This is a genomic window from Chitinophaga sp., assembly GCF_035538455.1.
Lineage (GTDB): Bacteria > Bacteroidota > Bacteroidia > Chitinophagales > Chitinophagaceae > Chitinophaga.
Window position 1 is genome coordinate 1 of the sequence record NZ_DATLKJ010000266.1, and the last position, 14243, is coordinate 14243.

Annotated in this window: 10 protein-coding genes; 5 read left to right on the forward strand and 5 right to left on the reverse strand. The window is 47.4% G+C overall.

Annotated elements, in window-relative coordinates:
- The 3 genes from VM802_RS30440 to VM802_RS30450 all read right to left on the reverse strand — a co-directional run.
- On the reverse strand, positions 1–331 hold a 331-nt coding region (locus tag VM802_RS30440), incomplete at its 3' end, for an OstA-like protein (protein WP_325537989.1).
- Between the two features lie 8 nt (positions 332–339).
- On the reverse strand, positions 340–1338 hold the full coding sequence (locus VM802_RS30445; RefSeq protein ID WP_325537991.1) for an MlaD family protein: 999 nt from the start codon (positions 1336–1338) through the stop codon (positions 340–342).
- Positions 1339–1457: 119 nt separating this feature from the next.
- Positions 1458–2663: an N-acetylmuramoyl-L-alanine amidase family protein gene (locus tag VM802_RS30450; protein WP_325537993.1), complete on the reverse strand. Its 1206-nt coding sequence runs from the start codon at positions 2661–2663 to the stop codon at positions 1458–1460.
- A gap of 186 nt (positions 2664–2849) precedes the next feature.
- Here VM802_RS30450 and VM802_RS30455 point away from each other — a divergent pair, with 186 nt between their 5' ends.
- The 5 genes from VM802_RS30455 (at position 2850) to VM802_RS30475 (ending at position 12572) form a co-directional block, all read left to right on the forward strand.
- A complete protein-coding gene (locus VM802_RS30455) occupies positions 2850–5636 on the forward strand; it encodes a putative LPS assembly protein LptD (RefSeq protein ID WP_325537995.1) in 2787 nt (928 codons plus the stop codon).
- 191 nt (positions 5637–5827) lie between these two features.
- Positions 5828–6448, forward strand: coding sequence for an RNA polymerase sigma factor (locus tag VM802_RS30460; RefSeq protein WP_325537997.1), 621 nt, complete (start codon positions 5828–5830; stop codon positions 6446–6448).
- Between the two features lie 67 nt (positions 6449–6515).
- A complete protein-coding gene (locus VM802_RS30465) occupies positions 6516–7616 on the forward strand; it encodes a FecR family protein (RefSeq protein WP_325537999.1) in 1101 nt (366 codons plus the stop codon).
- 83 nt (positions 7617–7699) lie between these two features.
- Positions 7700–10975, forward strand: coding sequence for a TonB-dependent receptor (locus tag VM802_RS30470; protein WP_325538001.1), 3276 nt, complete (start codon positions 7700–7702; stop codon positions 10973–10975).
- A gap of 10 nt (positions 10976–10985) precedes the next feature.
- The gene (locus VM802_RS30475; protein ID WP_325538003.1) at positions 10986–12572 is read left to right on the forward strand and encodes a RagB/SusD family nutrient uptake outer membrane protein; all 1587 of its coding nucleotides are present in this window, start codon (positions 10986–10988) and stop codon (positions 12570–12572) included.
- A 167-nt stretch (positions 12573–12739) separates the two neighbouring features.
- On the opposite strand, the gene VM802_RS30480 is transcribed toward VM802_RS30475, so the two are convergent.
- Together VM802_RS30480 and ung are read right to left on the reverse strand one after the other, a co-directional pair.
- A complete protein-coding gene (locus VM802_RS30480) occupies positions 12740–13477 on the reverse strand; it encodes a 1-acyl-sn-glycerol-3-phosphate acyltransferase (RefSeq protein ID WP_325538005.1) in 738 nt (245 codons plus the stop codon).
- Positions 13478–13597: 120 nt separating this feature from the next.
- Positions 13598–14243: uracil-DNA glycosylase (gene ung / locus VM802_RS30485; RefSeq protein WP_325538007.1), on the reverse strand; the 646-nt coding region annotated here is incomplete at its 5' end.

Genomic DNA, 14243 nt, shown 5'->3' on the forward strand with positions numbered 1-14243 from the left:
CATCATAGTTCAGGTAATTACCGTAGATATGAATGCTGTCCGCCTGATTGATATGAATATGGCCGTAGGCGTCGATGATGTTTGTTTTATTGTTTTTAACGGCGCTGTCGCAGTAGAAGAGGGTATTAGCCTGTTTGAAAACTGCGTGGCCGATAAACTTGGTCACATTTATAGAGTCGCGTTCTATTGTGGTAAGCGTATCTGCTTCGATAATCTCAATGACGGTGCCTTGTTTCGGTGGCTTTTTATCCGGAAACTGTGCTCTGGCAGGCAGTGTAGCTGCCAGGCAGATGATTGCAAAAAAAAGGACTGATCTGATGTATAGCTGCATTGATGCTTTTATTGTGCCGTTACGCTGTCGGATGGTAAAGGCTTCGTTTTATCTTTTTTGCCAAACAGAGAAAAATGTACGTAACGTTTAGGATTGACACGCAGATCTTCCAGCAGTTTGTTCAGATTGCCCAGTGAGTATTGCAGGTTGTTGTAAACCTTTTTGTCATTCAGCATGAGGCCAACAGTGCCGTCAGTCGAATTGAGCTTGGCCATGGTAGCATTTAGGCTATTAACTGTTTGCTGAAGCTGCAGCAGTGTTTTTTCGATATTGCCGTTAGCCAGGGCATCGGTGGTTTTCTTGGCATTATCCAGTATGCCACTGATCTTGGCGTTATTATCTTTCAGGTTGCCGGTGATGGAAGCCAGGTTATTGAAGGTCGCCTGTACGTTGCCTTTGTTGGGATCCAGCATACCATTGAGAGAGGCGGTGGTATGAGACAGGTTGTTCATGGTAACACTCAGGTGTCTGATAGCGTCCTGGAGGTTGCCTTTTGCGGTAGTATCCAGGATAGCCGTTACCGTGAGTAATACGGTATCGATATGGGAAAGGGTTCCCTGGAGTTTTGTTACCAATGGATTTAACTGCTGTTTGAGCGCATCGGTAAAGGAACCGTCTACGCCTGCGTAGATGGTGTCGTTGTTCTGCAGGTATTCTTTTGCATTACCAAGATCCACCTGTACAGTCTTAACACCCAGGAGGTCGGAGGTGATACGGGCTATAGAATTACGTGGTATATCCAGGTCTTTGGTCAGGGTAATGGAAACGAGTATTCTGGAAGGGTCATTATTCATTACGTCCAGCTTTGATACGGTACCCACTACAAGACCATTCACCTGTACAGCGTTTGAAGGCTGGAGACCATTTACCTGTTTGTATACTGCGTAGATAGTTCTATTGTGGGAGAACAGGCTCTTTCCTTTCAGTAAATTAAAGCCCAGTACAAGCAAGGTTATACCTAATACAGTCAGTATGCCTACTTTGGTTTCGTTAGATAATTTGAGCATGAGATTCGTATACGTTCACGCAAAAATAATCAAAAAGCATGCACGGGGAGTAAATGAAAGAAAATGTTGGTAATAAAAAGGAAGAGTGGGGTAGTGGGGGAGATAAGGGTAACAGCGGATCAGCAGGTAGTAACGAAGGCATCTTTGAATCCGAGCTTCCGGGCTTTACGTAGCGCTGTGGAAGCCTGCCGGTCTGTTTTGAAATGCCCCCAGGTGTATTTGTTCATTTTTTTTTTATTCATGACAATTTGTTCCCGGTTGATATCGGCACCTCGGAGCTTCCTGAAAATGGAAGCTCCGGGTTTATAAAGTTTATCTGTTATCATCAGTTGAACGCAATACTGATCATTCTGTACCGGGGCTGCTGGCTGTCCTTTGTGGCGGCTTTGAGCTTTAATGCTGGCCTGCGGTGAAGCGCCGTTTCTGCTGTTGGTAAAGCGTTGCAGTTCATCACGGTAACGCTTAATGGCTTTGTAGATACCTGTTGCCAGTTCCTGCTGGCCATCTTTAGAGTTGAGGTAATCCTCTTCTTCAGGATTGCTGATAAAGCCCAGTTCTACAAGCACACTCGGCATAGCCGTTGCCGATAGTACCCAGATACCTTTTTCATTTCTCTGTCTGGCGCCTCTGCTGATACGGCCGGCCTTTGTAAATTCGTCCTCAATGAGGGTAGAGAGGCGGAGGCTCTGATCGAAGTAGGCATTACGGAGCGTGTTCAGCAGGATGAATGTTTCCGGATCGGTATCATCCATCAGCTGTTTGGTCTCTTCTGAATTGGCGTCCAGTACGATCACAGAGTTCTGTTTCAGGGACTCCATCTTGGCGTTGTTCTTACTGGTGGCCCATATATAGGTTTCAGTTCCTTTGGCGTTGCTTGGGTAATAGGCATAAATGGCCTGTTTGACAGGGATCTTTTTCCTTCCTTTTTTGCGGTAGACGGTCTTGTAGTCTACCACTTTACGGATTTTGCCGGTAGAGTTACAGTGAATAGACACAAAGAGATCTCCTTTGGCGTCGTTGGCAATCTGTGCTTTTCTGCGGGGATCATCAAAACGATCTGATTTTCGTGTATACACCACCTTTACATCGGGCATGTTCTCTTCGAGAATGCGGCCTAGCTTCAGGGCTACTTCAAGGGTAACCTGCTTTTCGGTGGAGTAGCTTCCTTTGGCGCCCGGATCCTCACCTCCGTGGCCAGCATCAATCACAATTGTCTTGATAGGGTTATCCTGTTTCGCAGAAACTGGTTTGTTTTTTGCCTCAATAAAAAAGGTACAGGTGAATAATGTTCCCAGTCCTAAAATCCAAAATCGGTTCCAGCGCATGGTGCTCATTTTAATGGGTACTGTTATCAACAAAAAATAAAAAAATAACTTTATCTGTTTAAAATAATAATTCGCTTGTCCCATGAGTGTTTCAACTATATTTTTGCGCACGGCCTATCAAACTAAACAAGCTACCATTTGTAATAAATTGTATAAAATCTTGTAGGTTTGTGCCCGCCTTAACTCATGACCTTTAGCTACAAAAATAATTATAAAAAGTTTTTACGGCAGACATACCTGGTAATTGCAGGTGTGATTATCGCCGTTCCCTTTATTATAGATGCATCCGGAGGTAACAGGCCACACGGATCTGCAATTTTTAACAAAAATTTGGCAGATACTGCTCCTGCGCCCCGGAAGGACACCGGTAAACCCCGGACGAAGCCAGTTCCGACCCCGGCTGCCACTGATACCAATGTGCTTTCAAAGGGTACTGATACCACCGGAGAAGTTACCGTAGACACCATCTATGTACCCAAAATATCAAAAGATACACTGGACGCACCGGTTACCTACAAGGCCAAAGACTCTATCATCCTCATGGTACCTGATAAACGCTTTTACCTGTACGGAACTGCGTCCACCAAGTATAAAACCATCGAACTGTCTGCCGAAAAAATGAACTTCGACCAGAATACCGGTACACTGGAAGCTACCAATGCCAAAGATACCGCCGGCAAGATCATCGGTCGCCCGGTCATGAACGATGGTGGACAGAGCTTTGAATCAGATACGCTGAGGTATAACTTCACCTCGCAAAAAGCAAAGATCTACCATACCAAATCACAGTACGGCGAAGGCTACGTTCACAGTGAGCAAACCAAAAGGGAGGCAGATAATACCATCTTCGGATTTAAGAGCGGTTACACAACCTGTAACCTGGATACACCGCACTTTGCGTTTCGCGCACGCAAAATAAAGGTTATCCCTGATAAACTCATCATTTCAGGACCGGCGAATATTGAAATAATGGGTATTCCCACGCCCTTGTTCATCCCCTTCGCTATTTTCCCGATCACACAAGGACAGCGTTCGGGTATCCTGCCGCCGCAATTTGTGGTGAACCAGCAGAAAGGTATGGGCCTTGAAAATGGTGGCTACTACATCGGTCTGGGTGATAACTTTGACATGACCCTGCGCGGCGACGTATACTCATACGGTAGCTGGAGCCTCACGGCCAGCCCTACCTACCGCAAGCGCTATAAATACAATGGTGGCCTGAACCTGAGCTTTGCCACTACCCGCTTCGGCGACCCGGCGGTGAAATCGGAGTTCAGTACCTCACGAGACTTCCGGGTTATGTGGAACCATAGTATGGACAGCAAGGCCCGTCCCGGCGTGACCTTCGGCGCCAGCGTGAACTTCGGTACTTCCACCTTTAACAGGTACAATGTTTATGATTATAATACCCGTGTAAACAATAATATCGGGTCATCTATTAATTTCTCGAAAGCGTGGCAGGGAAAGCCTTACAACCTTACCGTAGGCCTCAACCACTCACAGAACCTCAGTACACGGGATGTATCTGTTACCTTCCCCAGTGCCACGTTTACGGTAAATACCATCTACCCTTTCCAGCCGAAAGAACTTGTAGGGGCGCCTAAATGGTACCATAAAGTTGGGATCTCTTACACCGCCAACTTCCAGAACCAGGCAAACTTCAAGGATTCTGCATTTGGTAAGAAGGCCATGCTGGATGCAATGCAGACAGGTATGAAGCATGATATCCCTATCTCATTCTCCATACCAATACTCAAGACCATCACCTTCTCGCCAGCAGTTAACCTCTCTGAATATTGGTATACCAAAAAGGTGACACGCAGCTGGAACCCCAGAAAACCATACTATGGTATCCCGGGTAAGGACTCCCTGGGCGGTATAGATACCAGCTACGCCAATGGCTTTTTTGCTGCGCATGAAGTAAGTGTCAGTGCGTCGTTATCTACCGCATTGTATGGTATGTATACGTTCAAGAAAACCTCAAAGGTAAAGGCGATCAGACACGTGATGAGGCCTACAGTGAGCGCTAGTTACAGACCTGACTTTTCTAGTTCCTATTATTATAAATATCAGTATTCCGGTAATCCGACGGACTTTAACAGAGTATCTTATTTTGAAGGCGCTATCATTGGCGTGCCATCGCAAGGTACGTTCGGCGGTATCAACTTCGGATTGGACAATAACCTTGAAATGAAAGTATTTTCGAGGAAAGACACGAGCGGCAATCACGAGAAAAAGGTAAAGCTGCTGGATGGTTTCGGTATCACCGGTAACTATAACCTGATGGGCGATTCATTTAAACTGTCTCCCTTCAATATTTATGCACGCACCAACCTATTTGATAAGGTGAACATCTCTGCCAATGGTACCATTGACCCGTACCAGCGCGACGCCCGTTTTAAAAGGATAGATAAATACGTATGGCAGGATGGTAAGATCAGCCTGGGCCGACTCACCAACGCCAGCGTATCGCTGAGCACCTCTTTCCAGTCGAAGGATAAGAAGAGCAAGGACAAACAACAAAAGCTGGATTCCATTCAGAACGGGGAAAGTGCCGACGCTGCAATGGCGGCACAGCAAAGGCAATTGCAGATGGTACGCAACAATCCCGGTGAATATGTGGATTTTGACATCCCCTGGCGCGTAGATCTTTCTTATAGCTTGTCGTATGTCAATGATGTCAGGCCAGACTCCGGTGGCTTTGTAAGCCGCATCACACAGTATGTCAGCTTCAACGGCGACTTCAGCCTGACACCCAAATGGAAGATCGGTCTTAACAGCGGTTTCGACTTTACCAATATGCAGATCGCTTATACCAACATGTATATCTCGCGCGACCTGCACTGCTGGCAGATGTCCATCAACCTGATACCGTTTGGAACCTTCCGGCAGTTCAGTATCACCATCAACCCGAAAGCAGGCATCCTGCGTGATCTCAGGATAAACCGATCGCGGCAATTCTACGACCTTTAGCACAGATACAGATATTCAATCCCGGTTGTTCACAGCAACCGGGATTTTTTTTGGTAGTATTTTCCCACTCAGTTTATTATCGTATGCTGATAATGATTTAATAATATTAAACTGAACAGGACGCTTATAAATTTATGTTCTCTTATGTAATTTAATGTCAGTAACCAGATCCTGTAAATTATAACGATCCGATGAAGCTAACCGGAGTCACTGAAGAAACGTTATGGAAGAACATCATAGCAGGCGACCAGCAGTCCTTCCGGCTGTTGTATGAAGCCGCTGCCGATATGCTGTATGCATACGGGCTTCGTTACTCTTCAGACAAGGAGATGATCAGGGATTGTATACACGATCTTTTTACCGATCTCTATATACAGCGGCATAATCTCGCCCCGACAGTGAATATCCGGTTTTATCTGCTGGCCTCCTTCCGCAGAAGATTGCACACTGCCGGGAAGAAATCAGCGCGTGTTTTATTACAGGAAGATATGTCTGCCGCAGAAACCAGCTTCCAGGTAGTGTTTGATGCAACAGATGTACAGAGCCTCCTGATCGCCGGCGAAGAACAGCGTGCCTTACTACAACAGTTGGCGGCAGAAATGAACAAGCTGCCGGCAAGACAGAAAGAGATCCTTTACCTGAAATATAACTGTGAGCTGGACTACGACCAGATCGCAGGGTTGATGAGCATCTCTGTTCCTACCTGTCGCACCCTGGCCTATCGCGCCATCAGGCAGCTACGGCAGGAGTTCATGGTATCTGCTGCACCTGTCTTCGGATGTCTGTTACTGTCATGTCTGAAGAATTTTTAAAAAAATTTCCTTCTCATCGTCTATAAAATCACATTTCCCTACTCTATCATAAAAAGGCGGGTATACTATGGCTATCAGCAATCATGGGGAAGATAACTTACATGAAGAGCCTGCACATCATGAGCAGATGATCGCCATTGTGCGGGCATCCGGTAATGAACAGCTCCCCGCGGACCAGAAAGAGCAGCTGTGGCAGACCATTGCAGCAGATATCAACAGGAAACCCCGCGTCATCAGGTGGCAGCTGTTGAAAGCAGCGGCCGTGATACTGGTACTGATAACAGCAGGCGTATGGAGCTGGCAGCAGCTGCGCTCCCATAAAGAAAGTGCGGTGGTAGCTTTTGCAGCCGGTCAGCAGTCCATCGCGGCAGGTGGCGCCAGCCGTGTTATACTGGGCAACAATAAGCAGCTGGTGCTGAAAGGAAGCCGTACGGCTATTACTTATGGCGCGGGCGGTAACAGTCTGCGTGTAGACTCGCAGACTGTGCAGCAGGCTGTTGCTGAGAATAGTCTGACCTTTAACACCCTGCTGGTGCCTTACGGTAACACTGCCTTCCTGCAATTGTCTGATGGCAGCAAAGTGTGGTTGAATGCAGGTTCCCGACTGATCTATCCCATTGCTTTCACGGAGGGCAAACGGGAAGTGTACCTGGAAGGCGAAGCCTATTTTGATATAGCTGCAGATCCTGCAAAGCCTTTCAGCGTATATGCAGCCGATCTGAAAGTGGCAGTGCTGGGTACCGCTTTCAATGTGAGCGCTTATAAAGATGACCCGTTCCGGCAGGTGGTACTGGCCAGCGGCGCCGTGCAGCTGAAGCCTTTCAGGGGAAAAGATACTAATACAGACCCAGTAACGCTTAAACCGGGTAACAAAGCAGTATATGCAGAGAATGCCGGTATGGCCGTAGTCAACGTAGACATTTCAGAATATATATCCTGGAAGGAAGGCATCATTGTAGCCGCGCATATGCCCTTGTACGAGATCCTTAAAAAGCTTTCCAGGTATTATAATCAACCAATAGAAACAGATACGAAATCAGGCAATGAAACATTCTCAGGCAAACTGGACCTGCAGAAATCGGTGGATGATGTATTGAATATTATAGCCGCAACCACATCTTTAAACTATCAAAAACAGGGGAAAAAAATAATTTTTAAAACCAGATAAGTCAACTGCATTCCTGGCGACAGCCCTCATCAGACGGGGGCTGCAGGACTAACTATTATCTATTCATTAAATCCGACACGTGTATGCGAAAAAACTACGCTTGTTGGCGCGTCCCCGCTTTGGGTAATGCGCCGGCTCGTCTATGGCCTGTATTCCTGCTGCTCTTATGCTTTACCTCATTATCCCGGGCGTATAGCATCACGCAGGGCCCCAATCCGCCGCTGAATATTAACGTCACGGACGCTCCGCTGTCGGAGCTGTTCCGGCAGATTCAGCAGCAAAGTAACTGGCGCATCTTTTATAAAGATGAGCTGATGAGTGGCATTAAAAATATCACTTTACACATGCGCGGCAAACGCCTGCCGGAAGTGATGGACAAAGCATTGCAGACTACCGGCCTCGGGTATACGATAGTAGGCAATCAGGTGGCCATTGTTCCAAAAGAACAACAGCCGACACGGCATGTGCAACAGGAACATGACGACAGCCTCCTGACCATCAAAGGCCGTATATATGACACACATGAGCCGCCGGTGGCATTGCCGGGTGTCACTATCAGCGTGAAAGGCAGCAACCGGGGCGTTACCAGCGACCCTGACGGCTACTTCAGCATTAAAACTCCAAAGAATGCTGTACTGATATTCTCGCTGATCGGCTTTAACCCTACTGAGTTTAATGTGCTGCGTAACAACAATTCGCTCTCTATCTCTTTACAGGAGAAAGTGTCTGTACTGGATGAAGTAGTGGTGGTGGGACTTACAGAGCAGCAACGAAAGCATATAGCCAGCTCCGTTGCTTCACTGAATGTGCGGTCTGCTATGAGTGGCAAGCCAATCACGACTATCTCGCAGTCGCTGCAGGGGGGTGTTACCGGGCTGCAGGTAAGCCAGTCTTCCGGCCTGCCCGGCGGAGATGCCGCCACCATCAAGATCCGCGGCATCTCCACCTTGAATGCCTCCAACCCGCTGGTACTGGTGGATGGCGTACCGATGGACATGGACTTCATCGACCCGCTCACCGTTGAAAGTGTGACCATCCTGAAAGATGCTGCAGCTGCATCCATCTATGGGGCCAGGGCCGCTAACGGCGTGATACTCGTAACCACCAAGAGAGGCGTGCCTGGCCGCGTAGCGGTGACCTACGATGGTTACTACGGGGTACAATCACCTACTGTAATGCCGTCGCTGGTGGAAGCGCCTACCTACATGCGCATGTATAACGAGGCTTTAGTGAACTCCGGGAAGTCGCCGTTATACAGCGAAGACGATATTAAAAACACGGAAACAGGGACAGATCCTGTGAAATACCCCAACACCAACTGGCAGGAAGTAATTGTCAATAAAAGAGCGCCGATCACCAGCCATTCGCTGGGGGTGAGCGGTGGTAACAGTCTTGCGCGCTTTGCACTGAATGCCAACTATCAATCCCAACAGGGAATGACGCCGGTTACCAGTAGCAGGAAGTATAACATTCGCGCCAATACTTCTATCTCCCTCGCAAAGAATTTTCAGGTAAACATGGACCTGCTGGCGATCAAACGTAACATCCTGCTGCCGAACCGTACGGTGGGCCACGATGGCACACGCATACTTGAAGATATATACCGGGTGCCACCCACTATCCTGCCCAAATACCCGAAGAAAGAGGGATGGCCGGATATATACGGCCGCTATGTGGATATTGTGAATCCGTTGGCATATACCGAAGTAGGTGGGAAATTCACGAATGAGTACGGACAATCAAGCATTAACCTGCAACCCAAATGGGAAGTGATCCCCAACCTTAATCTGCGCGGGCAGTTCAGCTACCGCCTCAACAGCGACCTGCTGGGATCATTACGCGATAACTATAACTTCTTCGACTATTATACCGGACAGCTGTTGCAGACCTGGGGCCAGCAACGTACCTATAACCAGTCGCGTACCACCTACTATTATATCGGCGCAAACGCTGACTACACGCTGGATGTAAAGGATCATCATTTTTTTGTGATGGGAGGATATTCACAGGAAGAAAACAACAACAGCTCATCTTCAGCTAATACAAGACTCGATATATGGTCAATCATTTCTACTTACGCTAAACTCAATTATTCTTACCAAGACAAATACCTGTTTGAAGTAACGGGCCGCATGGACGGCTCTTCCAGATTCGCGAAAGGCCACAAGTACGGCTTGTTTCCGTCAGTGGCGGTGGGATGGAATATCAGTAAAGAAAAATTCATGATGCAGCTGCCTGTAGTCAGTAACATGAAGCTGCGCGCCTCTTACGGGCAGCTGGGTAACCAGGATATAGGGCTTTATCGTTACCAGACCACTATCAATTCTTCCAGCGGCCTTGAAACCAACTATGGAAATCCTGACATCAGCTGGGAAGAGGTGAACATGGCAGATGTCGGACTGGATCTGGGTTTCTTCAAGAATAAACTGGAAATCGTACTGGATTATTACAACAAACTCACCAGTGATATTATCCTTGAACCGCCATTGTCATTCACCGGCGGCTTTGAAGGTACCGTGCCCGTAAATGCAGGCAAGGTGCGCAATGAAGGCTGGGAGGCATCGTTGAATTACAATGGGAACATCGGTAAAAATATTACGCTCTCTGTTCGTCCGGGTGTGACCTATAACAGAAACACCATTGTAACCCTGCTAAATGGTCCTTATGTGGATGCAACTACTATCAAGCGTGAGGGCAGCCCTATCGGCAGTATGTTTGGATACAAGACAGCAGGGCTTTTGCAGCAGAGCGATTTTGACAAGGATGGAAACCCGCTGGTACCGGTATTGCCGGGGGCGAGGCCAGGAGACATAAAATACCTGGATCTTAATGGCAACAAACTGATAGATGCTGATGATCAGACGGTGATGGGCAATCCTACACCAAACCTGAACTACTTCACCAACTTCAGGATCACATATAAAAACTTTGATCTTGAATTTCTGTTGCAAGGCACCGGTAAGTCTGATGCAGTATTGCAGGGCATGCTGGCGCTGCCGATGGATAACAGTAAAGACGGTGGCGTACCTACCAGTTTTTATGCAGACAACTATTGGACGCCGGAGCGTACCAATGCTATGTTTCCCCGGCTTAATACGCTGCCTTCAAACAATAAGTTGTCATCTGATTTCTGGTTGCAGAACGGTGCTTATCTGCGTGTGAAATATCTGCAGCTGGGATACTATACACAGGCTGCTTTCCTGAAACGCGCCGGTATCAAGGGAATACGCGCTTATGTGAATGCGCAGAATCCGTTCACATTCACGAAGCTGAAGCTCACAGATCCTGAAAGCAAAGGCGATCAGTGGACCTATGGTGTGATGAAAGCATTTATTGCAGGCATTAATGTTCAACTTTAATTATTGAAGTATGAAGAAGATATTATCATTTTTTATTCCGTCGGTTATTTTTCTGATGATGTGCAGTTGTGAGAAATTTCTTACGCATGATGATCCGGTAAACGTCGTTGACGCAACCTGGTGGAAGATAGAAGCTAATGCCACCGGCGCTTTACAGTCGGTATATGCAGGATTGCCGGGCGGCTCCGGCGGCCGCCAGCTCATGTTTCTCTCTGCATTGAGCGATGAAGCTGTAGCAAGACAGGATGCACGCGGTGCATATGAAGCTTTTGCAAAAGGATTACAGAACAGCACCTGGGGCGTGGCGTTGATGGTATGGAGAGATGATTACAAGGATATACGCCGCGCCTGCCGCTTCCTGGAAAATGTAGACAAATGCTATATGGACTCTGCGCTGAAAGACCGCTACAAGTACGAAGCAAGGGCGATGCGTGCTTATTATCACCTGGAGATGCTGATGTTGTTTGGTGGGATTCCTATTATTACTACTTCGCTGGAGCCATCCAACAGTAATGTAACACGCAATACAGAAAAAGAAGTGTATGATTTCGTGTTGAAAGAACTGACGGAATCCGCTGCCCATCTGCCGGACACGTATAACAACAACGAAGTGTGGCGCATTTCTTCCGGTGTATGTTATGCACTGATCTGTAAGATGGCAATGTTTTACAAAGAATATGAAACGGCTAAAACAGCTGCGAGGAAAGTGATTGATCAGGGCGTGTATGCATTGTACAGAAGTAGTAATCCGAAAACCAACAGCTTCGCGGAACTGTTTACTTATGCAGGAGAGTTTAACAAGGAGCGGATATTTTTCAGGGATGCAGGCTGCAACAATGCGTGGGCCACGTTTGCACCGTATGGTGTAGGAGGGCAGACGGTGGTATCTCCTACGATGAAGATGGTCAACAACTTTGAAACGTTGCAGGGCAAGACGTTGGAAGAGCTGGGAACGGATTCTGCAGCTATCTATCAGAAAGATCCGCTTTTCAAAAATAACCGCGATCCCCGCCTCATAGCCTCAGTGCTGGTGCCTGGCCAGATCTTTGAAAAAGACACACTGCGTCCCTTCGGTGATACCGGCAGCGACCGGATAGGCCTGCTCAACAGTACATCCACCGGCTTCTGGGTGAGAAAGTACCTTGACCCGAAAGACCGCAATGGCGCCAGCCCTTCTTTGGATTATATGATCATTCGTTATGCGGAGATACTGCTGTATTATGCGGAAGCATTGGTGGAATCAGGCGAGTGGCAGAACCTTGATGTGATCAAACACCTGAATGACATCCGTACGCGTGCAGGTATGCCCGTTGTTGATGTCAGTAAATATAACAGTGCGGAGAAGCTGCGTCAGTTGATACGCCGGGAACGTATGTCGGAGTTGGCCTTTGAAGGTGCGCGCTTCTATGATATACGCCGCTGGGGCATACTTGGCAGTATAATGAATGGTACAGTGTATGGCGCCGTTTCGCCCGCAGCCGGGCAACCGGTTACGGTGGAGGTACGCTCGTGTATTCCTGACCGTGATACGCGCTATCCGATCCCGTTGAATGAAATATTAGCCAATCCTAAGATACAACAGAACCCACTTTATTAATGGTGGGGTTTCTCGCAAAGGTGCAAAGGGAGCAAAGAAGCAAAAGATATTTTTAAGTTAATTGAGACTATTTAGTTGTACCCAAAATATATTCGGACTATAAAACAGTTCTTTGCTAACTTAAAAATATCTTTTGCTTCTTTGCTCCCTTTGCACCTTTGCGAGAATTATTCTCCTGCTACATAATAATCGTACATAATCCTGAACACTTTCTCTTTCAGTGCCGGCAGATCCTCTCTGGTCATGCCTTTGGTCGGTATTGGCTCCAGGAAGTGATAATCGATATGATGCGGAACAGCATATAGCGTTTTACCGGCAGGCACTATTTTTTTGGTATGAAACAACACAGATGGAATGAGTGGGACCTGTTCATCGATGGCCAGTGCGAAAGCGCCGTCATAGAATTGTTTCAGCGGTTCGGCAGTACGATTGCGGGTACCTTCGGGATACAACAGGATGTGCAGGCCCAGGTGCATGGCTTCTTTCATCTCTACTACACTTTGCTTCCTGCTGGCTTCACTGCTGCGGTCTACGAGGATGCCGCCCATTTTATATAGTACATTGAAAAGCGGGATCTTACCCATAGAGGCTTTGGCCAGTGTTTTATTAGCTGTGGGCGTACTTACGGTGGTTACCGGAACATCAATCAGTGAATTGTGATTGCATACAACTACATAAACCTGGCCGGGGGCAAAGTGTTGCAGTCCTTTTCTTCTTATGGGACATCCTATCAGCGGCATATAGATCTTCATCCATATACGTCCTACGCCAACAAAACACCTGGTATCCCAGGGAGCAGGAAAGAACGAGAAGATCCAGAAAGGTATGAACAGGATCAGCATAGTGACTGCAAACAAGAGCAGTCCGTACAGTGCGAATAGTCTTCCGAAAATATTTTTCAACATAGCCATGGGTATAGCTTTAGCTGTTAAGCCATTAGCTTTAGCGCAGCTAATATAAGCGAAATAGTGATTCACTTTACAGACCGTACTGATACTAATGGCAGAATGGCTGTAGACATGTTGCTATAATCTCCAGTCAACCGGCTCTATGCCGGCTTTCTGCAGTAGTTCGTTAGTCTTTGAAAAATGTCTGCAACCGAAAAATCCTTTGTCTGCGCTGAAAGGAGAGGGGTGTGCCGCTTTCAGCATATGATGTCTGGTAGCATCGATGAGGATTTGTTTATCTTGCGCGAAACGGCCCCACAGCAGAAATACCACATCTCTTTTATGATCAGAGATCTTGCGGATCACTGCATCTGTGAAGTTATCCCAGCCGATTTTGCTGTGAGAGGCAGGCTCGCCTGCACGTACAGTCAGGAAGGCGTTGAGCAGCAGCACACCGTGTTCTGCCCATTTGGTGAGATTGCCGCTCTGTGGAATCGGCAATCCCAGATCACTTTGCATTTCCTTGTATATATTCACGAGTGAAGGAGGAGGCTTAACGCCGTCAGGAACAGAGAAGCTGAGTCCGTGCGCCTGCCCTGGCCCGTGATAAGGGTCCTGGCCAAGTATCACTACTTTTACTTTCTCGAACGGCGTTTTCTCAAATGCATTGAAGATTAATTTGCCAGGAGGATAGATCGTGCGGCCCAGCGCTTTTTCATGTTTGAGAAACATGACGATCTCTCCGAAATAAGCTTTATTGAATTCTTCTTTCAGTATGTCCTTC

Coding starts and splice junctions, on each gene's coding strand:
- VM802_RS30445 (WP_325537991.1), bottom strand. CDS start 1,338: ATGCTCAAATTATCTAACGAAACCAAAGTAGGCATACTGACTGTATTA.
- VM802_RS30450 (WP_325537993.1), bottom strand. CDS start 2,663: ATGCGCTGGAACCGATTTTGGATTTTAGGACTGGGAACATTATTCACC.
- VM802_RS30455 (WP_325537995.1), top strand. CDS start 2,850: ATGACCTTTAGCTACAAAAATAATTATAAAAAGTTTTTACGGCAGACA.
- VM802_RS30460 (WP_325537997.1), top strand. CDS start 5,828: ATGAAGCTAACCGGAGTCACTGAAGAAACGTTATGGAAGAACATCATA.
- VM802_RS30465 (WP_325537999.1), top strand. CDS start 6,516: ATGGCTATCAGCAATCATGGGGAAGATAACTTACATGAAGAGCCTGCA.
- VM802_RS30470 (WP_325538001.1), top strand. CDS start 7,700: ATGCGAAAAAACTACGCTTGTTGGCGCGTCCCCGCTTTGGGTAATGCG.
- VM802_RS30475 (WP_325538003.1), top strand. CDS start 10,986: ATGAAGAAGATATTATCATTTTTTATTCCGTCGGTTATTTTTCTGATG.
- VM802_RS30480 (WP_325538005.1), bottom strand. CDS start 13,477: ATGTTGAAAAATATTTTCGGAAGACTATTCGCACTGTACGGACTGCTC.